The sequence below is a fragment of the Helicobacter salomonis genome, assembly GCF_017979425.1.
Classification (GTDB): Bacteria; Campylobacterota; Campylobacteria; order Campylobacterales; family Helicobacteraceae; genus Helicobacter; species Helicobacter salomonis.
In genome coordinates, this window is sequence record NZ_JAERIS010000007.1 from 1 (window position 1) to 23,251 (window position 23,251).

A 23,251-nucleotide genomic window follows, 5' to 3' on the forward strand; every position below is an offset into this window, starting at 1 on the left:
AGCACAGATGTCTTGGAGGCCACCATTAGAAATGCCACCTATGGGTTGAGCTTGAACAACTTCAAGCGCTTGGAGAGAAGGGGCGGGGTGTTGGTCAAGCTATCGCGCAATCGGCACATCTTCATCCAAGGGGGCTTTTTAGCTGCCAAACAAGGCTCTTCCAAACAGCGCAATAAGGGCTTTTTATACACCCGCCAACCTCAAAACTTTACAGGTCTGAATATCAAAGCAGGCACTCTGCGCTCCTATGTCCACCAACGCGCACCCAAGAGCGCACAGGTCTATCGTTACTCCACACAACCCTATAGCCAAATTGCTAGAAGTCTCAACCATGTCCTCTTGCCTGAAACACATGCCATCTTTGTCCAGGAGCTAGCCCGTGAATGAGAGAGTGGTCCTAGCCATACAAGGGGAGAGATGGGACACTCTGTATTTCAAGCACTATGGGGGTATTGTGCAAAATGGTTACACCAGTGGGTATAATGCCTTTTTGCTAGCTAACATCGATTTGCTAGACATTGATGTCTTTGAGGGGGGAGAAAAGATAGTCTTGCCCGTATTTGAGCTAGAGGATGTGGGTGATGATATCATACCTCCGTGGGATTTTTGATGAGTTATCTAGTGCCTAAGTGGCGGCTTAATCGCACAGATTTGCTGGTGGAGAGTTTGAGTTATACCGATTATGAAAAAGACCAATCCGATACGCTCAATCTCAAACTCGCGCCCAGTTCTAAACTGCCTAAGTTTGGGGATAGGTTAGAGCTCTTCATGGGCTGGGACAAACTCTACTTCTTTGGAGCCTTCTATGTGAGTGCGCTCAAAGAAAACTACAGACATGGCTTTAGTGTGGATGCCACCAGCATTAACCATAACAAAGAACTCAAAGAGAAGAAGAATCGCACCTTTAAAAACAAGAGTGTGGCTGATATTTTAAAATCCATTGCCAGAGAGCATGGGCTCAAACACAAGATACATTTTGAGCATGCCAGCTCTGTGTGGAATGCTTTAGAGCAGGTGGATGAGAGTGATGCTGCGCTGTGCGATCGTCTATCCAAGATGTATGGGTGTAGTTATGCCACCAAGAATGATACATTACTTTTCTTAGACAGAGATATTAAGAACTTTGAGCGACCCCGCTATAAGATGAATGCTGATGAGTGTATCAGCCTAGAGATTGAATACCTTGTAACCAAGCACTTCAAAAGTGCGGAGGTGGTGTTTATGGACAAGAATGGCCAAGAGCACACCCTTCTCATCGGTTCAGGCCAACAGCCCAAAAAGCGCATGAGCGTGCATGCGAGCACAGAACAAGAGGCGCGCATCATGGGCAAAACCCGCCTCAAAGAAGTGAACACGGCCAAGACAAAGGGAAGCCTTAGAGCTTTGGGGCGCGTGCTCTTTGCAGGCGGATTGTTGGAACTCACTAAGGGCAAGAGCAAGGAGGTGCATCTAATCACCCAGGTGCAGCACAGCCTAGATAAGAATGGCTGGGCAATGAGTTTGAGCTTTGAGAGTGCGATAAAAGGGCTAAAGTGTTGAGAATTGCGAGTTTGTCATTGCTTTGGCTATCCTGCGTGGTAGTCTTGCATTTTGTTTCTTTGTCTACATGGGTTTTTGTTGGTGTGAGTCTCATTTTAGGCGCACTGCTGTGCGTACTGCCCCCTGCTCGTGCCTTGTTTGTGCCATTTGTGCTGGTTTGGGTGCTATGCATTGTCAAGGCAATATATGGCTGACATGGGCAAAATCATTAAAATTGATAGCTTCACCTTCAAGGTGGACCACAACATTCCTAGTTTGGACTTTGAATACTCTTTGGGTATTAACAAAGTAGAGACCCTTTCTAAGAATTTCTATCTCAAACTGGGGGGCAATGAAAGGCGCATCAGTTTCAATGCTACCCTCTACTTAGAACAAATCCAAGACTTTGATGGGCTCTTAGAAAAGATTGAAGCGCGCAAACCCTTGCGCTTTTCCACCTTAGAGAGCACACGCACCCAGAAAATCCTCATTGACAAATTCAGTGCCAGCCTCAAAGACTGGGTCTTAGTCGCCCAAAACAAAGTCAGCTACTACACCAAAACCTTTAACATCGGGGGGGTGATTTTGTAGGTCTTTTCCCCACTTTGTTAAGCTCCTATGGGGATAGAATGGGGACAAAATAGGTGAAAAACCAGTAAATAGGGGAGTTTAGTTTAAGTCAGGATTAATTATAATAGGCACTATGGATAAGTTCTCTAAAGACCCCTTGCAAGCGCAGCTCTTTCAAGAACTCTTGGCGCGCATGGAGCACCAACAAGCCCTATTCGAACAGGAAATGCAACACAAGATCGAGAACTTGGCGATCCAAAAATTAGACCTCAATAGCGTTTTTAGATTGGAGCGCAAACGCACCGCCATCGCTTACAAACTTGTGGCTTTGCTCAGCGTGATCAGCGTGGGCTTAACCATCGCGCTCATCGCGCTCTTGCCTCTCAAAGAAACACAGCCCTATTTTGTGGATTTTGCCAACCAAGATAAGCACTATGCCATTATCCAGCGCGCTGATGCAAGCATTTCCAGCAATGAAGCACTGGTGCGCTCACTCATAGGCACTTACATCCTCAATCGCGAGTCGATCAACCACATTGACGATCAACAACGCTATGAGGCAGTGCGCCTACAAAGTAGCCACAAGGTGTGGGAGATCTTTGAGAGTCTAGTCGCTTCTAAAAACAGCATTTACACCGACACCAACATGGCGCGCGACATTAAAATTATTGACATCGCCCTCCTCAAGCACGCCCAAGCGACCAATGTCGGGAGTGCACACATCAGCGCAAAACTCTTTCACAACGGACAGCTTGTCTACGAAAAGCGCTACCATGTGACTCTAAGCTACGCCTTTTTGCCACCTCCCAAATTTGATTACGCTCCCATGCCCCAAAACCCCACAGGTTTTCAGGTTACCCAATACAGCGTCGCAGAAACGAGTAACCTTAAGTAACCCGCACGCAAAACCCCAACCTCTTTGAGGTTTTGGGGCCCTAATACCCTAGCGTTTTAAGCTATTGACTGTCTGGAGCATGTTATCGGCCGTTTGAATCGTCTTAGAATTGGCTTCATAAGCCCTTTGAGCGGTGATAAGATCAGTCATCTCTTCGACTAGACGCACATTACTCAGTTCCAAAAAGCCCTGCCGTAATTGCCCATAACCATCGCCATTAGGATTACCCACGATAGCTGGACCACTCGCAGAGGTAACAGCCAAGAGGTTATCGCCCAAAGCGTGCAAACCAGCGGGGTTGATAAAATTAGCTAAGGTGATTTGTCCAATGACATTAGAAGTGCTTGCATTGCCCTGCGTAACACTCACCGTGCCATCTACCCCGATACTAATTTGGGTGGTGTCTTGGGGAAATGTAATCTGGGGAATAAGTAAATACCCTTCCGTAGTAACCATATTGCCCTGATCGTCGATCTTAAAATTGCCTGCACGGGTGTAGGCAGTCGAACCATCGGGAAGCTGGATTTGAAAAAAGCCCTTGCCCGTAATGGCGATGTCTAAATTGTTTTCAGTTTCTTTAGGGCTGCCTTGGGAGAACATTTTGGTTACACTGGAAGTGCGCACCCCTAAGCCCACTTCGATTCCATTGGGCGATTTAGTGGTGTCTGAGGTAGAAGTACCTGCGTACTGGAGGGCTTGGTAAAAGAGATCGTTGAAATCGGCTCTTTGTTTCTTAAAGCCAACGGTGTTGACATTAGCAATGTTGTTAGAGGTGGTATCGATGTGGGTTTGTTGCCCCAGCATTCCAGTTGTCGCACTATAAAGGGATCGCAACATAGTCAGCCTTTTTTGTTGAGTTGGTCTATTCTAGCCTAATTTCCCCCTTACAGCCTTAAAGATGATGCGTGTTTTGACATGCTCCCCATACCTAAGGCTAGGACTTTAGAGCGCAGTTATAAGAATGCAGTAAAAAAACCCATCTCCGTAGAATTTTGTAGAAACAGCTAAAAGGAAGCAATGAGTTGGGTGTAGAGAGCGCTACGGTCTTGATAGCCACCCCCGCAGTATGTAATTTGGGGGTTACAATAGGCATTCAAGCCTGCTTGATATCCCTTGTTAGTATGAATTCCATAATAGGTTAAATCCATTAGGCCTTTTAAATTAGGGGTGAATTGGTAGCTCAAAGAAAGAGCCACACGGCCTTCATAAGAGACAGGTGCACTGCTCCATTGCCATGTCATGCGCCATGCCAACTTCTTTTTAAAATGCGTACCTCCATAGACAAGGGCTCCTGTTATGGCATTAGCTTTTAGGGCGGTGCCTGCATAACCTGCCCAAAGACTATTGCCATAAAACTCCACACCCGCTGGATTACCTGTGTTGCCTATCCACGCATTACTATTGCGGAAGTTTTTATAAAAAGTCCCCAAGATGTAGAACTGGTTGATATCAAAGCGTTGGCGGATTGTCAGGCTCTGTCCATTGGCTGTAGCAGGATTGTCATAGCGGTAAATGACACCTCCATGCTCGTTGTATACCATCCAAGGATAGTAGAAGGGTAAAAAGAGGGTGATTTGGGTATTAGAACGCCAGCCTTTGCCATTAAAATTGGGATCGCTATCCCAACCCATTCGCAGACCCGGGGCGTTGAACATCTTGGGAGAAAAATAAAAAAATCCCTCGATGACCAAGTGGTGTTGTTCATAGGTGAGTTGCATAGCATGGGTGCCATAAGCGATTTTATGTCCACTGGGTGTGTAGCCTCCTTGCGCATTCTTGTGGTAACCACCACTGTAAACGACCCTGGAAGCATACCAATCTCTTAAAAGAGCCCCTGTCGCATACGCACGACCCCAAGAACTAAACCACCAAAGGCGCACATGTTGTATTTGGCCATATACCTCAAATCCTTGGGTTTGTCCGCTTTTATAATAAGCTCGAGAAAGATAACGCCCAATCTTGATTCCAAACTGATCCTGATAATTGTACTCCAAATGCGCGTCGCTAAAAACATAAAAATGGCTAAAATTCCTAAGCTTACGATTTTTAACCCATACATCATCGCTTTGCACAACATCGGCTGCTCCACCTAAATACCCATTGTAATAGGCGAAGTTTTGGTAGACTACAGACCCTCCATAGAATTTTCTTGTGCCATCGTAGAGTATGCCTCCAACCATGCCTCCAATTCTACCCTTTAGACTGTGTTTACCCAGGTTTTTGGACAATAAATTAAACTTAAGGGCTAAATAACCCGCAATAGTCGCGTATTGCTGCATCGGATAAATGCCCTTATTCTTCTCTATGGCATGTTGGTTAAAGCCAAGGGTAGCAGCCTGATTAGCAAAGCCGCTTAACTTATAATCAGCGGCTTTTACACAGGGAGTGCATAGGATCAGAGCAATGCCTGAAATTACTCTTAAAAGAGTGCGTTCAGGTATCAACACTGCCCTACTAATCTTACCTATCAATCTTGCAAATCCTTTGAGCTGAAGGCTAGGGAACGGCTCCCCTCAGAAATCTGGTCCCATCAAAACCCACTCTGCAAGGGGTTTTACGGTCTCTATTCCAAGAGTTGATGCCCTAACTCTTTGGGCTTTATAGCACAAGTTTGCCACATGCGATCAACCACCCCCATAGCTTTAGACTTATGGGCTTTAGAGCGTGAGTGGCAAAATTCCACCTAAGACCTCTCCTGTATGCTGGTTTCACTTAGTCTTATCAAAATGCCTAAGTAGAATCAACCTATCTAGCGCATTTTGGGGCGAAAATAACCCTATCAAAATTCGAGAAACTTATTGGACTTCAAAGGACTTTTTTATATCAATGACATAGCGAAAAGAAGCGTTGGAGTGTGTCAGATTGTAGTAAACCTGATCAATATCCCTAGCGGTTACTAGCTCGATTTCAGGGTAAATATTGTGCAAAATGGAAAAATCTAACATTTCTTGGGTTTCTTTGATTCCCCCAATCAAGGAACCATAGACCTTTTTATTGCCATGTCTAATTAACTGGGCAACATTCACGCTGGGTAACACATCTCTGGGCGGGTTACCCACAATGGCTAACTCGCCTCCGTAGGCGAGCACCTCCAAATAGTCAGCGATGTTGTAGGGGGTGGGAATGGTGGAGAGGATTAAATCCAAACCTGCCCCTCTTGCTTCTTTGACAGAACTATAATAGTGTCTAGCTCCCATTGTCAAAGCCTGATCTCTCTTGGCTTCACTGCGCCCGATTACGCTCACTTCAGCACCCATCGCCAAGGCGTATTTTAAGGCCATGTGCCCTAGCCCGCCAAAACCGGCCACTCCTACCTTAGAGCCTGCCTGGATATTTGAGAATTTTAAAGGAGAGTAGGTGGTGATGCCCGCACAAAGCAGAGGGGCAATCTTTTCTAGGGGCGCGTCATTGGGGATACGAATCATGTAATCTTCATCTACCACGATGCAATCAGAATAGCCCCCCATGTGGGGTTCGTTGTTGTGAAAGTAATCGGGGCAATCGTAGGTAAAGACCACTTTTGGACAGAATTGTTCGCGCTCAAGTGCGCACGGCTCGCATGCACGACAGGAGTTGACAAAACAACCCACGCCCACTTGGTCGCCTACCTTGAATTTGCGCGCATGCGCGCCGACTTCTTTAACTACACCCGCAATCTCATGCCCGGGAATCATCGGATAAGTGCCCTCATGCCATTCGCTATAGGCTGAATGCACATCGCTATGGCAAATCCCACAATAGTGGATGTCTATCAACACATCCTTTTCGCCTAAAGCATGGCGGGTGAAATGGTGTTCTTGAAATTTCCCCTCTTTAGAATGGATGGCAAAACCCCTAGCAGGAATGCGGGCCGACATAACAATCCCCTGCTAAAAATTAAAACGATAGCCCACATACAGGCTATATTGTCTGCGGTAAGTAAAAGTCAAAGGACCATTGTGGAAATAATAATCGTTGATGGTGGGAATTTTAACCCCAAAGTCAAACTCTTGGTGTTTGGCAATGGTGGTTCGCAAACCGGCATTGAATAGAAACTGGAAAATAGCAGGATCAATATCTCCCTTACTCTTCAAGAACCCTCCCGTAGTGTTACCCCAAGAGTTGCCCGCGATGGCCACCCCAAAGAAAAATCCAAAGGTAGCGGTGTCCCTGTTGATCACATCATACAAAGTATCAATACCCCCCCCATAGGTGAACATATCAGTGAGATTAGCAACAGTGCCCTGTCCGGGCACAAGCTCATTAGCCCCAAAAACCGCATGCCCATAGTCCATAAAGCCATAATAGCGCAACCCAAACCACTTTTTATGCCCCAAGAAATGTTTATAGCCTACACTAATTCCAAGCCCCTGCATGACAGCCGCATAAGTGTAGTGGCCGCTGGGGAATTTAGGGTAATTAAGTGGGTCACCAAGAGGGGGGTTCTTGATCATCTGTCCCACCTGCCCCACTTGATAGCTCGCTCCCACATACCACGCATTCCTCTCTGCACACAGGGGAAGGGAAAGCGCACCAAAAACAGCCACGCCCTTGATGAAGTTAGAAAATAGTTTATCCATGCGTCCTCTCTGTCCTAAATGTTGCTGTATTGTCCTATTCTAGCATATTTTTTTTAAATCTAGGTCTTGGGCGCTTGCAAAACCCGAGCGATGAGCTCTAGGGGGTGTAAGAACTGCGTGGGCGCGTCTATTTGGTGTAAAGCGTTGTTAAGCTGGACACGGCAAGCCGAACATTCCGCACTCACCACTTGGGCGTGGGTGTTGGCAATATCTTTAGCTTTGGGCAAACCTGCCTGCACGCTTAAAGCGTAGTGATCGCTCTGCATACTCACCCCCCCAAAACCACAGCAACGATCGCTCTCTTGCATTTCACTTAAGTGAAAATTTGCCCCTAAAAGCGCGCGCGGCTCTTTATAAACCCCCAAGACTTTTTTAGCATGGCAGGGGTCATGGTAGGTCAAGCTAAGGGGGTTTTTAGGATAGGTTTTGAGCACCTCTAAAAGCGCGCTATTATGGGTTAAAAAGCTAGAGGCAAATTGCAATTTGCCTGCCACCTTGCGCCATTTTTCTAACCACTCTTGGCGCGTTTTAGGATCGGGGATGCTCTCAAAGACATGTTGATAATCTTTTTTGAGCATGCTAATGCAGGTCGCCTCAGGAACTAAGATCGCCTCTGTGTGTGTGGCTACATCTATAAGTAAGTCCACATTTTTTTGGGCTAGATAAAGGGCGGTGTCTATATCCCCAGTGAAGAAGGCGGGCGCGCCACAACAAAATTGCTTGGGGATATGCGCGCTGATATTGAGCTTGTCTAAAATGGTGAGTAAACTCTTGCCTACGCTGGGGTAATTGTAATTACCCAAACAACCAATGAAAATCCCCACACTCTTAGCGGGCATGTTCTCTAAGGGGGCTTTGGGGGAAATTATGCCCTGATGAGTGCACAAAAAGCTTTGGCGCGCGAAGGGAAAAAACGCGCGTTTGGCTAAGATTTTGGGCGCGAGAGATTGAAAACGCCAATGGATTTTGTCTTTCACTTGTTTAAAAGCACAGGGCGCACTCACGGCACAGAGGGAAAAGACAAAATCCATGAGTTTGGGGTGTTTAAGCAGAAAAAAATAAAGCCTTTTATGCCACGCAATCCCATGTTTGTGCGCACTTAAAACGCGCACTTTTTCAATCATGCTATCTATGGGCAGATGAAAGGGGCAGACCTGCACGCAGGTAGTGCAGAGAAAACAACTCTCAAAAATGTGTTTTAGGGGAGTATTGAGCTCTAAACTCTCCTGCTTGACTAAAGCGATGAGGTCTAAAAACCCGCGCGGGGAAGTGGTTTCATCTTTGTGGATACGATAAATAGTGCAACTGGGGACGCATTTGCCGCATTTGACGCAGGCCTGCGTGGTGCGCTCAATATCTGCATCTAACCATACCTCTAATTTAGAGGGTTTTACTGAATTTTTGATCCCCATGGTGTTTGTCCAAATACGCATCAAATACCATCGCGATGTTGCGCACCAACATCGCTCCCGTGGGGCTTGTCTTTAAGCCCTGTGCATCCACATGCACCAACCCCTCTTGCTCGTAGGGTTTTAGTGCCTCCAGGGCTTGCTTGAAATGGGTTTTGAAGTCAATATTAAAGGCGTGCTCAATGGTGCTAAAATCCAGTTCTAAATTGTTCATCAGGTGCATGATCACCTCTTTGCGCAAGCGATCCTCTGCACTTAAAACGATACCCCGCTCTACAGGTAAATGCCCGTCATCGAGCGCGTTCTCATACGCCTTTAAATCCTTAAAATTTTGGGTGTAATAGTCTAGCCCCTCCCCAATGCTAGTAACCCCTACCCCAATGGTTTGGGAGAATTTTTTAGTGGTGTAGCCCTGAAAATTGCGTCTGAGTTGTTTGTTTTGCAAGGCTAGATAGAGCTCATTATCCCTTTTAGCAAAGTGATCCATGCCAATCATTTCGTAGTCGCGCTGGGTGAGAAAGGTGATCAAAAACTGCAAAATTTCTAGTTTCTGGCTGGGAGTGGGTAGGGTGGTAGGGTCTATTTTCATGGTGTGCTTGATCCAAGGTACATGGGCGTAATTAAACACAGCTAGGCGATCGGGTTCTAGGCGCAGAGCCTGCTCTAAGGTGCTTTGGAAACTGCCTACACTCTGAAAGGGTAAACCATAGATGAGATCGAAATTCAGTGAATTGATCCCAAACTCACGGGCTAGCTCCACCTTTTCACGCACAAGATCAAAGCTTTGCAAGCGATTGACTGCTTTTTGCACCACAGGCTCAAAATCTTGCACCCCAAAACTCAGACGGTTAAAGCCGTGCTTTTTAAGGACGCGCATTTGATCGCGATTAAAGTGGCGTGGATCGACTTCACAAGCCAATTCGGCATCGGGCGCAAAATTAGAGAAAGTCGCTCGAATGCTCTCAATAATGCGTTCCAGTTGCTCTGCGCTAAAAAAAGTGGGTGTGCCCCCGCCAAAATGCAATTGCACCACTTCTCTTTGTGTGTCCAAATATTGTTTTAATAACTCCAGCTCCTTTTGCAAATAGAGAATGTAGCGTTCTTTCTTACGCTCACTGCTGCTATAAATGACATTGCAGGCGCAAAAATAGCAAGGGCTCTTGCAAAAGGGGAGATGGAAATATAAGGAAAGAGGGGTTTGCTTTGGAGTGCGTGCGAGAGCTTGGAGCAAATCGCTCTCTTGGAAGTTGGCGTGAAATTCCACCGCTGTAGGATAGCTGGTGTATCTAGGACCGGGTTTAGAATGGTGGGCGAATTGCTGGAAGTCTAGAGGTTTCACGGCTAAAAAGGGATATTCTCCAAGTTTTCAAGTTTCAAATAATCCTCTTTCTTGGCTTCCAAAAACTCAGCCAAGTTAAAGAACAGATTAGGATACTGCTTTTTAAGGTCGCGCACAAAATCCAGCGAGGAAATCTTAGGCAAATTTCCATCACTCCCACGCATACCCTCTAATTTTTTCAAGGCAACCGCCATGGCATCCTTGAAATCTACAGGTGTAAGCGTGGCCATGTCGCGTTCCAACTCCACTACCATCTTTTCTTCATACGCCTGCTGGATCACCTGCACAATGTATTGCAGTAAGATTTCAGGCACGACTACAAAGCGTTGATCTTGTTCGTCCTGCACCAGCCAAGCCTCCTTGGTATTGAGCGTGCCCTCCTGAGATTCCAGGAGCATTTGGTTGGGGGCAATACGCTTAGCGCACACCTTGTTCTTCCCTGACTCTAAACTCTGGTAAATTTCTTGCATGTCGCTAGGACTCAATCTAGCTTGAGAAGCATCGTTCATATTTGCCACCTTTCCGTGCCATTTTAGCACAAAATCCCTAATAGCCATAACTTGCCTTAATTTGATCTAGGCGTGCATGGGTGTTGCTTAAAGCAAAATCCCCCAAGATCAGGGCTAATAAACTCGCACACACCACACTCCCTCGAATTGCAATGCAAGGATCATGCCTGCCCTTGAGTGTGATTTGGGTGCTTTGCTTTTGGGTGTTAATACTTTCTTGGGGCAGGGCAATGCTAGAAGTGGGCTTGAAATGCACCCACACCACTAAATCCGCTCCATTTCCAAAACCCCCCAACACTCCCCCGCAATGATTGCTCTTGAACCCATGAAAACCTAGTGCGTCATTATACATACTACCTTGCATGCTAGCAGCTTGGGGATCGCCCATAAATACCCCCTTAACCCCATTAAGCCCCATCATTGCATAGGCAATGCGCGCGTCTAAGCGATCGCTAAATTCGCCCAAGCCTAGTAGAGCGCGTCCGTGTGCGTGCACCAACACCACACCTCCCAAACTATCGCCTGCTTTCTTTGCTTGCAAGATCACCTCTTGTTGGGCTTCTTGGGCATGTTTGTCTAGGCTAAAAATGGGGCTGGTTTGGGCATGCTCAAAGTCTAATTTTTGGGCTTGCACTCCTCCTACACTAAACACTCCGCTAGCTATTTCTATACCCATCTCTTTCAAAAGCAATTTAGCAATCGCTCCTGCACCCACTTTGATTACGCTTTCTCGGGCCGAGCTACGCCCTCCGCCTCGATGATCTCTAATCCCATATTTAGCAAAAGTGGTAAAGTCGGCGTGTCCGGGACGAAAGGTTTCTTTTAAGGAGTCGTAATCTTTGGAGCGCACATTTTTATTACGCACCACCAGCCCGATGGGTGCGCCCGTGCTTGTCCCCTCGAAGACCCCGCTCACAATTTCGATCTTATCCTCTTCTTGGCGCGGAGTGGTGAAAGCATTCACGCTTTTGCGCTTATTGACTTCTGCCTGAATAAAATCTAAATCCATTTTTAACCCCGCAGGTACGCCCTCCAACACTCCCCCAACCATAATTCCATGCGACTCCCCAAAGGTGCGTAAGATTAAACTCATGCACTACCCTCTAAACGCAAGCGTTGGTAGGCCATCTGGGCGCAGAGTTGCTGGGCTTCTTTTTTGCTCTTAGCGCTACAAGTGCCATAGAGTTTATCTAAAATAAAAATTTGCATTTCAAATTGTTTGGCGTGATCGGGCCCGCTCTCACTTTTGAGAGTATAGGTAGGCACGACTTTAAAACGCGCTTGGGTGAGTTCTTGCAGCGCACTTTTATAATCCATGAAAGTGCTTTGCAAGGAGAGATCGGGGTAAATGCGGTCTAAAAAATGACTCATCAAGGTTTTAATGGGTTCTAACCCACTCTCTAAATAGATAGCTCCCATCAATGCTTCAAAAGCGTTGGCTAAGATGGAGGGTTTGGTGTGCCCGTGGTTATTGGCTTCTGCTGGAGAGATGAGGATATAATCTTGCAGTTGCAAGAGAGAGGCGAGCTTGAAAAACGCCTTTTCGTTCACCAATGCAGCGCGCATTTTGGAGAGATCGCCCTCTTGGAGATCGCTAAAACGCGCAAAGAGAATCTCTGCCACCACCAAATCCAACACTGCATCGCCCAGAAACTCTAGCCTTTCGTTGTTAGGACGGGCTTTAGTGCTCTTGTGGGTAAGGGCTTGTTGCAGTAAAGCGGGGTTTTGGAAACGATAACCCAATAATTCTTGTAATCTCTCTAGCATGAAACTCCTTTTTGGTGTAATGCTTCTTGTTTGGCCAATGCGTCGCAGCGCTCATTATAGGCGTGCCCGGCATGCCCTCTAATCCAATGGGGGGTAATGCGGTGCGGGGCAGATAGTGTTAAAAACTCTTTCCAGAGATCGACATTTTTGACTTTAGCAAAATTCCTGGCTTGCCAGGTTTTTAACCATTTAGAAATGCCATGACAGACATAGGTTGAGTCGCTATAAAGGGACACATAACAGGACTCCTTAAGGACTTTAAGAGCCTCGTTGAGTGCTTGCAATTCCATGCGGTTATTGGTGGTGTGGGGTGCGCCTCCGGTGATGATCTTTTCATAATCTTGATAGCGCAGGATCGCACAATAACCTCCCGCCCCCGGGTTACCCAAAGACGATCCATCACAAAAAATTTCAATGTGTTTCATCATGCCTCCTAGTTGAGATTGAGTTGTTGGCTATAGTCTATGGCTTGCGTGCTCAAGTTAAGCACCACTTCCTTTACCCCAAGTGCCCCGCACACTACGCAGCGATGACTCTCAAAGGGAGAGAGATTTTTGCAGGCATGACATTGATAACTAAAATTTAGATTAATGGGGTATTTGTCTTTAAAAGTGTGGAACACCTCCAATTGTAAGTGTGCGCATGTGCCCTCCACAAAACCCTTGGCCACAAAAATCTCACGCACCTGTGGGTGCAGTTGAGTGAGCAGGGGCTGGACTTCCTCTAATTCCAAATCCCAAAGCAAATCCACACATTCCATGCCCTTTTCTAGGCGAGGAATCTCTTGTAAAAAAAGAGCTCTATGGTAGGTTTTACAATGCCGCAATGCGAGTTTGTAGAGAGTTTTATGTTTATGTCCCAAGGTTAAAATCCGCACACTCCGATCTTCAAGGGCCAAATCCTCCTGCATCAAAATTTGCATCTGCAGGTAGTGGTAAGTATCTAGTAGACCTTCTGCTTCCAACTCATCCAAACATTCTAGCACCTCTAAGGCTTTTTGAGGGGCGCAGAGGATTTCATACACCCGCACCATTTCTTTAAGTGCATCCGTGTTGCGCGGCTCGAGCCGTAAAACCTCTAACAAAATGTCATGCGCCTTTTGCACATAACCCAGAGCAATATAGGTTTGGGCTAGATTTTTTAAAAGAACGACGCGATCCTTGGGATATTTGGAGAGCAAAGAAAGGTAAATGGTGATCGCCTGCTCGCCATTGCCATGGCTACTATAGTGCTTGGCTAGAAAAAGCCATGTCTTGATCCCCAACACTTCTGATATGCTTTCTTTTTCTTTGGCCAAGAGTTGTTGCACCTCAAAGGCTAGATCGACGGGTGCATAGGAGAGAGAAAGGGCATCGAGGGCTTTGAGGTTTTTTTTGTGTTTGAAAAGGGAGCGGAAATGATCAATTAAGATCACAGCTCCGATCACGGCGATCAAGATCGCTACGCTGAAGAGCGAATCCTTGTAGACATAAGCTAGTTGCTCCACGCGATTTACTGGCGCAAAAACTTAATTTTGGCCTTGACGCGCAATTTTTCATAGTATTCGGCTAAGATTTTGTCCTGTTGTTCCTCAATGAGTTTATTAGCGATGAAGTTACGCGCCTGATTAAAAGAGACATCTTCTTTGCCTAATTTCTCTTGAATATAGAAAGAAACGAAATTCCCTCCGCCCGCGTTCAAAATCGGGGTAAAAGTACGCTCTTGGGTGCTCAAGAACATCTGAGCGATTTGGGGGTTGAGGGTTTTGACATTGATTTTTTCCTCAACTTTGGTAACACCTGGAACCTCTACATCCTTATTTTCCAGTGCCTTAGTGAGGGCTTGGGTGTCTTGAGCCGTGTAGCGGAGCGTAACAATCTCGCTGGGCACGCTGAATTCACTCTTGTGCGAATTATAGTATTCACGCATTTTAGTCTCATTATTTGTGTTGACATTGAAGAGCAGAATATTGCGTAAAAGTTCGCGCGTCTCTAGCTGCTTTTTGAGCTGGGCCTTGTAAGTAACAGGATCAATTCCCTCGCTAGCCAAAGTGCGCATAAAATCTTCTACATCCATACCATTGTGCTTGGCAATGCCCTCGATCTCAGCATCGATCTTATCGTCCTCAATGTCGATCTTGAGTCGCTTGATCTCTTGAGCTTGAATGCGTTGCAAAATAAGCTGGTTAATCGCTTGTTGTCGGCTGATATGGTGCTCTTTTTGCTGGGTTTCAATTTGATAGAGGGTGATAGGAGCATTGTTGACCGTGATGGCAATGCCCCCCACAATGCCATCTTTACGATCTTCTACAAAATCTTCATCTTGAGGTGTATTTTGTTCAGAATTCTCTTGAGTGGTTTTGGAGGGTGTCTCCTTGGGAGATTCTTGGGGTGTTTTGAGGGATTGGCGGATTTGCCGATCTAAGCTCCTAGTACCTTTGGTGCTTGAACCCTCCCCAGTAACTGACTCCACCTTGGAGTCTGCTGCTCGCATACCCGCGCATGCCAAACCTACAACTACCATGCATGCCAAGAAACGAGGGAAATGTAATTGTTGCAACGCTTCCTTCTTCTTATAATGAACTTTGGTGTGAGTGTAATATAACAGCACTAAGAACAAGATTAAGAGTGATATGAAAGGACAGGTGGAGTTTGGGCTCAAGAGTCATCTCCCACGCGCTAAGACTCCTAGCTTTGGTTATGAGGAGTATGTCAAAAAGATATGGCTAGAGGTGTGTGTTATAATGTGATTCTTTTTTTCAAATAAGGACATATATGCACACATCGAATATCTTTGAAAAACTCACCCACCAGCTTAAGGAAAGCCTCGATCAGGCCTTGAGTTTAGCCCTGCACGCCAAAAACCAAGAGATCGAACCCATCCACCTTTTTTGGGCGTTGCTCAGCAATAGCCAATCTCTGCTAAGCCATGCTTTGATCAAAATGGGCGTAGAGAAAACCCCCTTAGAATTGGAGGCTAGAAGTGTGGTAGATAACCTGCCTAAGAGCTCGAGCGTGAGCGCGCAGGGGATTAGCCTGAGTAAAAACCTCTTAGATGCCCTGCATAGTGCTTTGGGCTGGAGTGTGAAAAATGCGGATCAATTCGTGGCAGTGGATAGTTTTATCATTGCCAATGCCGCGCTTTTTAGCCAGTATTTTAAACAATTCTTAGATACCCCAGAGCTTGTCAAGACCTTAGAGAGTATGCGCAAAGGGGTGAAAATCAACCAGCCTAGCGATGATGCCACTTTAGAAGCCTTAGAAAAATACGGAATCAACCTCACCACCAAAGCCCTAGAAAACACGCTAGACCCGGTCATCGGGCGCGATGAAGAGATTTTGCGCATGATGCAAATTTTAATCCGCAAGACCAAGAATAACCCCATTTTGCTAGGCGAGCCCGGAGTAGGCAAGACCGCCATTGTAGAGGGGCTAGCCCAGCGCATCGCTAAAAAAGAAGTGCCCTTGTCTTTGCAACACAAGCAAGTTGTCATGCTGGATTTGAGCATGCTTATTGCCGGGGCGAAGTATCGGGGAGAATTTGAGGAACGCCTAACTAAGGTGGTAGAGGAGGTCAAAAAAGCGGGCAATGTGATTTTATTCATCGATGAAATCCATACCATCGTGGGCGCGGGGGCAAGTGAGGGGAGCATGGACGCGGCTAATATTTTAAAGCCTGCCTTAGCGCGCGGGGAGTTGCACACCATCGGGGCAACCACGCTTAAGGAGTACCGCAAGTACTTTGAAAAAGACAGCGCGCTCACGCGCCGCTTCCAGCCCATCGCGCTAGAAGAGCCTAGCGTGAATGAAACCTTGCAAATTCTAAGAGGACTCAAAGAGAATTTAGAGGCACACCACAATGTGAGCATTACCGATAGCGCGTTAGTCGCCAGTGCCAAACTCTCGCACCGCTATATCACTAACCGCTTTTTACCTGATAAAGCCATTGATTTAATTGATGAGGCAGCTGCCGAGTTGAAAATGCAGATCGAATCCGAACCCTATCCCCTCTCCCACACCAAAAGATTAGTGCAACAACTAGAAGTAGAAAAACAGGCTTTGCTCATGGAGGAGAATCCTAGCAACAAGCAACGCCTAGAGGAAGTGCAAAAGGAACTCAGCAACGCCCTAGAGGAAAAACAACGCTTAGAGGCGCAATTTGAAAATGAAAGACGGGTATTTAAGGACATCGCGCAGGCTAAGAACAATATTGAGAACTTGAGGCGCGAATCCGAGCTAGCCAAACGCCAATCGGAGTTTGAAAAAGCGGCTAAAATTGATCATGGCGAGATTCCTAAGTTAGAACAGGCAGTGCGTGATTTAGAGGCGCAATGGGCGCGCATGCAAGAGCAAGGGAGCTTGTTGCAACACGCAGTTACTAAAGATAGTATCGCGCGCATTGTGAGCAAATGGACGCATATTCCAGTCCAAAAGATGTTACAAGAGGAAAAGGACAAGATTTTACACATCGAGCAGGAGCTGGCTAAGAGTGTGATCGGGCAATCCCAGGCCATTAGCGCGATTGCTAAGGCTATTAAGCGCAATAAGGCAGGCTTGAGTGATCCCAATAAACCCATTGGGAGTTTTTTATTCCTAGGGCCTACGGGTGTGGGTAAAACCCAGAGTGCCAAGACCTTAGCGCAATTTCTCTTTGATAGCCAAAAGAATTTGATCAGGTTGGACATGAGCGAGTACATGGAAAAACACGCAGTGAGTCGCTTGGTGGGCGCGCCCCCGGGGTATGTGGGCTATGAGGAGGGCGGACAGCTCACTGAAGCGGTTAGGCGTAGCCCTTATAGCGTGCTCCTCTTTGATGAGATTGAAAAAGCGCACCCGGAGGTGTTTAACATGCTTTTGCAGGTGCTCGATGAGGGGCGACTCACAGATAATAAGGGCGTTGTGGTGGATTTTAAAAACACCATTATTATTTTGACCAGCAATATTGCTAGCGATAAAATCCTAGAGTATGAAAATATCCATGCCAAGCACAAGGCCGAACAAGAGGTGTTGAAAGCCTATGACATCCAGAGCGATCAGATCATGGAGCTGAGTGAAGAGCACGATAAACAAGCTATGGTGCAAGAAACCCTGAAAGCCTACTTCAAACCCGAGTTTTTAAACCGCTTAGATGACATTGTGATCTTCAACCCTTTGCACTTGGAATCGATCATGCAGATTGTAGATTTGATGTTTGCAGATATTCAAGAGAAGTTGAATGATCGCGGGGTGCAAATAGAGTTGAGCCCGCAGGCTAGAGAATACATCGCCAAAAGTGGCTTTGATCCCATCTATGGCGCGCGTCCTCTCAAACGCACTTTATACGATGAGGTAGAAGATCGCCTAGCCACGCTTCTGTTAGAAACAGATAGTGTCCATTTAGCTGATCAACATCTTCTCTTTGATGTAGAAGATGGTAAAATTATCATCAAGGAAGCTTAATGCGAAGTCTATCGCCTGCGCTATACCCTAACACTAACACTCCCGGATTTCTATGGGAAGTATGTCAAACGGAGTGCAGACATTCGACTCCACCTTCCAATCAATGGAGGTCGTATTATGTATTACCCACAGCGTGTAAGCAAAGTCACTGAAGGAGTGTTGCGTGAGTTCTTTTTCTTTAGGTAGGCAAATCATTGTTTTGTGGACATTTTCCGTCATTGCTATGGGGGTGACTTTGCTCCTGTTTGCGCAAAGTAATCGAGAATCTGTTCAACGCGTACACGAACTGGTGAACATCGATCTAAAGCACTTGCTTGGAGAACAACTTAAACTCGCTACAGATGCGCTGGCGCACAGCATTTCTAACGCCATTAAAGATGTTCCCACGGAGGCAGGAAAAAGACAAGTTATTGCGCATATCCTCGATGGCTTTCGCTTTGAAGAGGATAAATCGGGTTACTTCTTTGCCTATGAGGAATATGTCCCATTTTACAATCCCAATGCGAAGGATAAACTAGGCACAAGTCTTAGAGATATCCAAGATAGAAATGGCGTATTCTACATCCAAGAACTCTACAAGGCCGCGATGGCAGGTGGGAATTTTGTTTACTATGTCTTCCCCAAACCCCTTTTAGAGGGAGGTACCCAAGACACGGACAAGGTGTCCTATGCACAAAAAATTGAAGGTACATCTAATTTGTGGATTGGCACAGGTGTCTACATGGATAATGTGACTCGGCGCTCGCAAGCAATCATTGATGAAATTGCGGGGAGCATGCGTTATCACTTTTACCTCTATGCTGCCATTGTCGTAGCGTTCTTACTACTAGTGGTTATGCCCTTATACTATCTGTTTTATCGTAAAATCACCAGGAATATTAAAACACTTAGTGGGGCTCTCAGGGATTTCTTCGCATTTGTCAACTATCGGGCCAAAAAAGAACCTAAAGAAATTGTGTTGCACTCTAAGGATGAGCTAGGTGAGATGGCGCGTGCACTTACACACAATGTCAAGGAAGCAGTGGGGCACTTCCAAGCCGATCAGCATTTTTCCAAAGACGCGTTGGATGTATTGGGTAATGTGCATACGGGGAATTTCACGCAGATTATCCACGCCCACGCAGCTAATCCCGAGCTCGAACGCTTAGGTAATGACCTCAATACCTTTTTCCAATTCTTGAATGATATGTTCCGCCATATCTGCACCACCATCCAAACCTACTCTAAAAATGATTTCCAAGCCGGCATTGATACAAGCAGTCTACAGGGCGGTTTTTTGCAATTGGCCAATGATATCAACACATTGCAACGCAGTATTGTGGATTCACTTAAACATTCCCTAGAATTCGCCCACGCACTCTATCAAGAGACCAATACACTCAATGAAACCACGCATCGACTACAAGACGCTTCCAAACAGCAAGTGAGTTCGTTAGAGCAGACCGTGAGTGCGTTGGGACAGATTAGCGGGTCCATGCAAAGTGTGAATGCCAAGAGTCAGGAGGTGATCGAACGATCGGAGGGGATTAAAAACATGGTACTCATCATCAATGAAATCGCCGATCAGATCACGCTTCTCGCTTTAAATGCTGCCATTGAAGCCGCACGGGCAGGCGAACACGGACGGGGATTTGCCGTGGTGGCCGATGAAGTGCGCAAACTCGCCGAGCGCACGCAAAAATCTTTGGGAGAAATTGAACTCAACACCCATTCCCTAACTCAATCCATCAACGAGGCTGCCAGTGCCATAGAAGAACAGACAGCAAGTATTACACAAATCAACAACGCGATGGAAACACTTGAGCAGACCATGATTCATAATGCCGAAATTGCTACCACATCTCTAAGCATTAGCAAGAATGTTCAGCACATTGCGCAAAATATCCTCAATGAGGCCAATAGCAAAAAGTTTTAAGGAAGGTTTAGTGATGCAAAAGGACACTCCAGAGTCCAAATTAGCAGAAGAGCGCGCTAGCGAGGATCGCCAAACACTCCCGCCCAATGTGATTCGCATAGAATGCGCAGATGGGTGCGAGGATTACATAGAAATTGTTTTTGATAAACCTGTTGAGGAAATTAGAAAAGAAATAGAGGAGGAAGAACGACGCAAACAACGAAGTTTGTGGGGTCGAATCAAGCGTTTTTTTCAAAGAGGTGAACGATAAAAACTCGCAATTGAGAATCCCCCTCCTTAGGCATATATACCTATGCCCTCAAAGACTTAGACTTCAGATGTCCTACAATTTCTTCAGCCTTATCCGTCTTTTCCCAGCTAAAGCCCTCGCGTCCAAAATGTCCATAAGTAGCAGTTTGGCGATAAATAGGGCGCAACAAGTCCAGGCTCTGCATAATCCCCTTAGGCGTGAGTTTAAAGAGGGCGCGCACGCAAGCCTCGAGCTGTTCGGGACTATAAGTACTCGTGCCATGTGCGTTGACATAGACGGATACGGGCTCTACAACGCCAATCGCATAGGCAAGTTGCACAGTCGCCCGATGACATACCTTGCTTGCTACCAAATTTTTAGCAATATAGCGCGCCATGTAAGCTGCGCTGCGATCCACCTTAGAAGGGTCTTTACCACTAAAAGCCCCCCCTCCATGCGGGCAACTCCCTCCATAAGTATCCACAATAATCTTGCGCCCCGTTAAACCCGCATCACCCTGTGGCCCGCCGATCACAAATTTACCAGTAGGGTTGATGTGGTAGGTGATATTATCGTTGAGAAACTCTTTTGGAAGCACTTTGTAGACAATTTCCTCAATCACCGCTTCTCTGAGGTGCTTTTGATCGACTTCAGGGCTGTGCTGGGTCGATACCACAATGGTGTCCACTCCCACGGGCTTATGCCCTTCATAGCGGATTGTAACCTGCGCCTTGCCATCAGGGCGCAAAAAGGGCAAGATGGCGCTCTTTCTGGCATGGGCGAGCGCGCGCGTGATAGAATGGGCTAAATCGATGGCTAGGGGCATATAGGAGGGGGTTTCATCGCAGGCGTAGCCAAACATCAAACCCTGATCTCCAGCACCCACCTCGCCATCGGCACGATCCACGCCCTGATTAATGTCCGGGCTCTGCTCGCCAATCCCATTGAGCACGGCAGCACTGCGGTAATCAAAGCCATAGAGCGCGTCGGTATAACCAATGTCACGCACTACCCCGCGCGCAATCTCTTGCATGGGAGCATAAACGCGAGTTTTGAGCTCGCCCGTGATCACGCAAAACCCATTGGCCAATAAGGTTTCACATGCCACACGCGCATGGGGGTCGCGCTCGATGATATAGTCTAAAATCGCATCACTGATCTGATCGGCCATTTTATCCGGATGCCCTTCGGTTACAGATTCCGAAGTAAAAAGATAGCGATCCATTAGCTAATCTGTGCAGCCACCTCGGCTGCAAAGTCCTCTTGTTTTTTCTCAATGCCTTCGCCCACCTCAAAACGCACATAAGCACTGATATTTAAGCAATCCTGTAACTGCGCGCTCTTTTCCTCCAGTACCTGCGCGATGGTCTTTTTATCGTCCATCACAAAAAACTGCCCCAGCAAGGTCAAACGTTGATCCAAGAGAGTGTTGTCGGCAATGAAGCGTTCCATTTTACCCGGGATGATTTTATCAAAGATTTTTTCGGGTTTGCCCTGGTCTTTGAGTTCTTGCTTGAACGCCTCTTCTTGAGCTTGCAATAGAGCAGGAGTGAGCTGGGCACGACTGACATAGGTTGGGATGTGTTTTAGAGGTTTGCCAAGTCGCTTAAGCTCTTCATTTTCCTTTTCTAGCTCTGCCACCAAGGCTAATTGTTCCTGAGCGATAAACTCGGGGCTAAAGGAGTGGTAATCTAACACTACAGGTTTCATAGCCGCAGCATGCATAGCAATTTGGCGGGCTAATTCCCTTAGGCTTTCTGTGTGCTTAGGGTCTTGATGGGCGATCTTGACAATCGCGCCCACGCGGTGGTTGGCATGCAAATACGCATGGACGACTTCCTTAGCTTCCGTATTCACATGAGCCAAACGCCTCACGACAATATTCTCGCCAATTTTAGCGATTGCGCCGTGTAGATAACTCTCATAGCTCTGCCCCTCTACAGAGGCCTTGTAGAGCGATTCCACACTCTCTACTCCTTGACTTTTCGCCACCTCTAAACTCTTGCTTACTAAGGCTTTAAAGTGATCGTTCTTAGCCACAAAATCCGTTTCGCTATTGATTTCTAGCATGATTGCCTGATGCGTGTCCACGCTCAAGGCCACAACCCCCTCGCGTGCCACGCGATCGGCTTTTTTAACTGCCTTGCTTAAACCCTTTTGGCGTAGATGTTCGATAGCCTTGTCTAAATCTCCAGCGCATTCCACTAAAGCCTTTTTGCAATCCATCATGGGCGCGTCTGTAATCTCGCGCAATTGCTTCACCTGTGCCGCGCTAATTTGACTCATGTTCTTCTCCTTCTTGGTATACTTCTTCTAACACCTCTTCGCGTTCTTGTGCGCTGACATGTTCGACTTCTTCGCTCCCCTCATGAGGTCTGCCCACTAATTCGCGTCCCTCTGTGATCGCCTCTGCCATTTCTTTACAGAAAAGGCGAATAGAGCGAATCGCATCGTCATTACCGGGGATGGGGTAGTCGACTAAATCGGGGTCGCAATTGGTGTCTAGGGGAGCGACAATGGGGATACCTAAGCGGCGCGCTTCCGCCACAGCGATTTTTTCCTTGACCACATCTACCACAAACATCATATCGGGCATTTGTTTCATGTGGCGCACCCCACCTAGATACTTCTCTAATTTTTCCTTCTTGCGCAAGATCATGAGCTTCTCTTTCTTGGTGAGCAGATCGATCTGCCCGCTGCTCTCCATCTCTTCCATGATCTCTAGCTTGCGCACGGATTTTCTAATAGTGCTGAAGTTGGTGAGCATGCCTCCCAACCAGCGGTAATTGACATAGGGCACATTGACTTGCATCGCGTATTCTTTGAGCGCATCGCTGGCCTGCTTTTTCGTGCCCACGAACATAATGGTTTTACCCTCTGCGCTGGCATCGCGCACCACATTATAGGTATAGCGGAAGTAACGCAGGGTTTTTTGCAGGTCGATGATGTGGATGTTCTTGCGCACTCCAAAGATAAAGCGGGCAGTTTTGGGATTCCAACGCCTTGTCTGGTGCCCAAAATGTACCCCACATTCCAATAAATCTTTCATTGTGATCATACTTAACTCCTTAAAGTTTTGCCGCCACACCCCTATGGATCACTCTAAGGCGGGGCGTGTGTGAAT

23 protein-coding genes are annotated in these 23,251 nt (G+C 46.7%); 8 read left to right on the forward strand and 15 right to left on the reverse strand.

The genetic code is table 11. The annotated features are described in order from the left end of the window. From KCO92_RS02555 to KCO92_RS02575, 5 genes are all read left to right on the forward strand, one after another. Window positions 1-387: hypothetical protein (locus KCO92_RS02555; RefSeq protein ID WP_210647446.1), on the forward strand; the 387-nt coding region annotated here is incomplete at its 5' end. Next, on the forward strand, window positions 380-610 hold the full coding sequence (locus KCO92_RS02560; RefSeq protein WP_210647447.1) for a tail protein X: 231 nt from the start codon (window positions 380-382) through the stop codon (window positions 608-610). The genes KCO92_RS02555 and KCO92_RS02560, both read left to right, overlap by 8 nt. Next, on the forward strand, window positions 610-1,539 hold the full coding sequence (locus tag KCO92_RS02565; RefSeq protein WP_210647448.1) for a phage late control D family protein: 930 nt from the start codon (window positions 610-612) through the stop codon (window positions 1,537-1,539). Before KCO92_RS02560 ends, KCO92_RS02565 begins: the two co-directional genes overlap by 1 nt. A 186-nt stretch (window positions 1,540-1,725) precedes the next feature. Continuing rightward, a complete protein-coding gene (locus tag KCO92_RS02570) occupies window positions 1,726-2,109 on the forward strand; it encodes a hypothetical protein (RefSeq protein WP_104695372.1) in 384 nt (127 codons plus the stop codon). A 112-nt stretch (window positions 2,110-2,221) separates the two neighbouring features. After that, window positions 2,222-2,983 (forward strand): VirB8 family type IV secretion system protein, encoded by a 762-nt coding sequence (locus KCO92_RS02575; RefSeq protein WP_104695371.1) that lies wholly within the window; start codon window positions 2,222-2,224, stop codon window positions 2,981-2,983. Window positions 2,984-3,031: 48 nt separating this feature from the next. Here KCO92_RS02575 and flgG read toward each other — a convergent pair whose 3' ends face one another. The 12 genes from flgG to KCO92_RS02635 all read right to left on the reverse strand — a co-directional run bounded on the left by flgG (window position 3,032) and on the right by KCO92_RS02635 (window position 15,104). Further along, window positions 3,032-3,820 (reverse strand): flagellar basal-body rod protein FlgG, encoded by a 789-nt coding sequence (gene flgG / locus KCO92_RS02580; RefSeq protein WP_104695370.1) that lies wholly within the window; start codon window positions 3,818-3,820, stop codon window positions 3,032-3,034. Between the two features lie 167 nt (window positions 3,821-3,987). Beyond that, window positions 3,988-5,397, reverse strand: coding sequence for an outer membrane family protein (locus KCO92_RS02585; protein WP_104695385.1), 1,410 nt, complete (start codon window positions 5,395-5,397; stop codon window positions 3,988-3,990). Between the two features lie 381 nt (window positions 5,398-5,778). Beyond that, the gene (locus KCO92_RS02590; RefSeq protein ID WP_104695369.1) at window positions 5,779-6,840 is read right to left on the reverse strand and encodes an NAD(P)-dependent alcohol dehydrogenase; all 1,062 of its coding nucleotides are present in this window, start codon (window positions 6,838-6,840) and stop codon (window positions 5,779-5,781) included. 12 nt (window positions 6,841-6,852) lie between these two features. After that, window positions 6,853-7,542 (reverse strand): outer membrane protein, encoded by a 690-nt coding sequence (locus tag KCO92_RS02595; protein WP_104695368.1) that lies wholly within the window; start codon window positions 7,540-7,542, stop codon window positions 6,853-6,855. 59 nt (window positions 7,543-7,601) lie between these two features. After that, window positions 7,602-8,954, reverse strand: coding sequence for a (Fe-S)-binding protein (locus KCO92_RS02600; RefSeq protein WP_104695367.1), 1,353 nt, complete (start codon window positions 8,952-8,954; stop codon window positions 7,602-7,604). Next, complete coding sequence (gene hemN / locus KCO92_RS02605; RefSeq protein WP_104695366.1) at window positions 8,923-10,290, reverse strand: oxygen-independent coproporphyrinogen III oxidase; 1,368 nt, start codon at window positions 10,288-10,290, stop codon at window positions 8,923-8,925. Before hemN ends, KCO92_RS02600 begins: the two co-directional genes overlap by 32 nt. A 2-nt stretch (window positions 10,291-10,292) precedes the next feature. Next, window positions 10,293-10,799: a DUF2603 domain-containing protein gene (locus KCO92_RS02610; RefSeq protein WP_233709682.1), complete on the reverse strand. Its 507-nt coding sequence runs from the start codon at window positions 10,797-10,799 to the stop codon at window positions 10,293-10,295. A 37-nt stretch (window positions 10,800-10,836) separates the two neighbouring features. Beyond that, the gene (gene aroC / locus KCO92_RS02615) at window positions 10,837-11,892 is read right to left on the reverse strand and encodes a chorismate synthase (RefSeq protein ID WP_104695364.1); all 1,056 of its coding nucleotides are present in this window, start codon (window positions 11,890-11,892) and stop codon (window positions 10,837-10,839) included. Continuing rightward, window positions 11,889-12,566 carry a ribonuclease III gene (gene rnc, locus KCO92_RS02620; RefSeq protein WP_104695363.1) on the reverse strand — a complete coding sequence of 226 codons (678 nt, stop codon included), beginning with the start codon at window positions 12,564-12,566 and terminating at the stop codon, window positions 11,889-11,891. The genes aroC and rnc overlap by 4 nt, the downstream gene beginning before the upstream one ends. Continuing rightward, window positions 12,560-12,991 (reverse strand): ribonuclease HI, encoded by a 432-nt coding sequence (rnhA, locus tag KCO92_RS02625; protein ID WP_104695362.1) that lies wholly within the window; start codon window positions 12,989-12,991, stop codon window positions 12,560-12,562. The genes rnc and rnhA overlap by 7 nt, the downstream gene beginning before the upstream one ends. 8 nt (window positions 12,992-12,999) lie before the next feature. Further along, a complete protein-coding gene (locus KCO92_RS02630; protein WP_104695361.1) occupies window positions 13,000-14,052 on the reverse strand; it encodes a tetratricopeptide repeat protein in 1,053 nt (350 codons plus the stop codon). A 5-nt stretch (window positions 14,053-14,057) separates the two neighbouring features. Beyond that, window positions 14,058-15,104: a SurA N-terminal domain-containing protein gene (locus tag KCO92_RS02635; RefSeq protein ID WP_233710448.1), complete on the reverse strand. Its 1,047-nt coding sequence runs from the start codon at window positions 15,102-15,104 to the stop codon at window positions 14,058-14,060. A 215-nt stretch (window positions 15,105-15,319) separates the two neighbouring features. Here KCO92_RS02635 and KCO92_RS02640 point away from each other — a divergent pair, with 215 nt between their 5' ends. From KCO92_RS02640 to KCO92_RS02650, 3 genes are all read left to right on the forward strand, one after another. Then, a complete protein-coding gene (locus tag KCO92_RS02640) occupies window positions 15,320-17,983 on the forward strand; it encodes an ATP-dependent Clp protease ATP-binding subunit (RefSeq protein ID WP_104695360.1) in 2,664 nt (887 codons plus the stop codon). A 163-nt stretch (window positions 17,984-18,146) separates the two neighbouring features. Continuing rightward, window positions 18,147-19,898: a methyl-accepting chemotaxis protein gene (locus KCO92_RS02645; RefSeq protein WP_104695359.1), complete on the forward strand. Its 1,752-nt coding sequence runs from the start codon at window positions 18,147-18,149 to the stop codon at window positions 19,896-19,898. Between the two features lie 13 nt (window positions 19,899-19,911). Next, window positions 19,912-20,148, forward strand: a complete 237-nt coding sequence (locus KCO92_RS02650) for a hypothetical protein (RefSeq protein ID WP_158653026.1) — start codon at window positions 19,912-19,914, stop codon at window positions 20,146-20,148. Window positions 20,149-20,188: 40 nt separating this feature from the next. On the opposite strand, the gene metK is transcribed toward KCO92_RS02650, so the two are convergent. Genes metK through rpsB form a run of 3 tightly spaced genes read right to left on the reverse strand, consistent with a single transcriptional unit; the run spans window position 20,189 to window position 23,185 of the window. Further along, window positions 20,189-21,352, reverse strand: coding sequence for a methionine adenosyltransferase (metK, locus tag KCO92_RS02655; RefSeq protein ID WP_104695357.1), 1,164 nt, complete (start codon window positions 21,350-21,352; stop codon window positions 20,189-20,191). Continuing rightward, on the reverse strand, window positions 21,352-22,413 hold the full coding sequence (gene tsf / locus KCO92_RS02660; RefSeq protein ID WP_104695356.1) for a translation elongation factor Ts: 1,062 nt from the start codon (window positions 22,411-22,413) through the stop codon (window positions 21,352-21,354). Before tsf ends, metK begins: the two co-directional genes overlap by 1 nt. After that, complete coding sequence (rpsB, locus tag KCO92_RS02665) at window positions 22,400-23,185, reverse strand: 30S ribosomal protein S2 (protein ID WP_199766087.1); 786 nt, start codon at window positions 23,183-23,185, stop codon at window positions 22,400-22,402. Before rpsB ends, tsf begins: the two co-directional genes overlap by 14 nt. Window positions 23,186-23,251: the final 66 nt, after the last annotated feature.

What these genes read in the sequence shown, in the direction of transcription:
- KCO92_RS02575 (WP_104695371.1), top strand. Translation starts at nt 2,222, where the DNA reads ATGGATAAGTTCTCTAAAGACCCCTTGCAAGCGCAGCTCTTTCAAGAA.
- KCO92_RS02590 (WP_104695369.1), bottom strand. Translation starts at nt 6,840, where the DNA reads ATGTCGGCCCGCATTCCTGCTAGGGGTTTTGCCATCCATTCTAAAGAG.
- KCO92_RS02610 (WP_233709682.1), bottom strand. Translation starts at nt 10,799, where the DNA reads ATGAACGATGCTTCTCAAGCTAGATTGAGTCCTAGCGACATGCAAGAA.
- tsf (WP_104695356.1), bottom strand. Translation starts at nt 22,413, where the DNA reads ATGAGTCAAATTAGCGCGGCACAGGTGAAGCAATTGCGCGAGATTACA.
- KCO92_RS02570 (WP_104695372.1), top strand. Translation starts at nt 1,726, where the DNA reads ATGGCTGACATGGGCAAAATCATTAAAATTGATAGCTTCACCTTCAAG.
- KCO92_RS02565 (WP_210647448.1), top strand. Translation starts at nt 610, where the DNA reads ATGAGTTATCTAGTGCCTAAGTGGCGGCTTAATCGCACAGATTTGCTG.
- rnc (WP_104695363.1), bottom strand. Translation starts at nt 12,566, where the DNA reads ATGCTAGAGAGATTACAAGAATTATTGGGTTATCGTTTCCAAAACCCC.
- metK (WP_104695357.1), bottom strand. Translation starts at nt 21,352, where the DNA reads ATGGATCGCTATCTTTTTACTTCGGAATCTGTAACCGAAGGGCATCCG.
- aroC (WP_104695364.1), bottom strand. Translation starts at nt 11,892, where the DNA reads ATGAGTTTAATCTTACGCACCTTTGGGGAGTCGCATGGAATTATGGTT.
- KCO92_RS02600 (WP_104695367.1), bottom strand. Translation starts at nt 8,954, where the DNA reads ATGGGGATCAAAAATTCAGTAAAACCCTCTAAATTAGAGGTATGGTTA.
- KCO92_RS02640 (WP_104695360.1), top strand. Translation starts at nt 15,320, where the DNA reads ATGCACACATCGAATATCTTTGAAAAACTCACCCACCAGCTTAAGGAA.
- rpsB (WP_199766087.1), bottom strand. Translation starts at nt 23,185, where the DNA reads ATGATCACAATGAAAGATTTATTGGAATGTGGGGTACATTTTGGGCAC.
- KCO92_RS02595 (WP_104695368.1), bottom strand. Translation starts at nt 7,542, where the DNA reads ATGGATAAACTATTTTCTAACTTCATCAAGGGCGTGGCTGTTTTTGGT.
- rnhA (WP_104695362.1), bottom strand. Translation starts at nt 12,991, where the DNA reads ATGAAACACATTGAAATTTTTTGTGATGGATCGTCTTTGGGTAACCCG.
- flgG (WP_104695370.1), bottom strand. Translation starts at nt 3,820, where the DNA reads ATGTTGCGATCCCTTTATAGTGCGACAACTGGAATGCTGGGGCAACAA.
- KCO92_RS02650 (WP_158653026.1), top strand. Translation starts at nt 19,912, where the DNA reads ATGCAAAAGGACACTCCAGAGTCCAAATTAGCAGAAGAGCGCGCTAGC.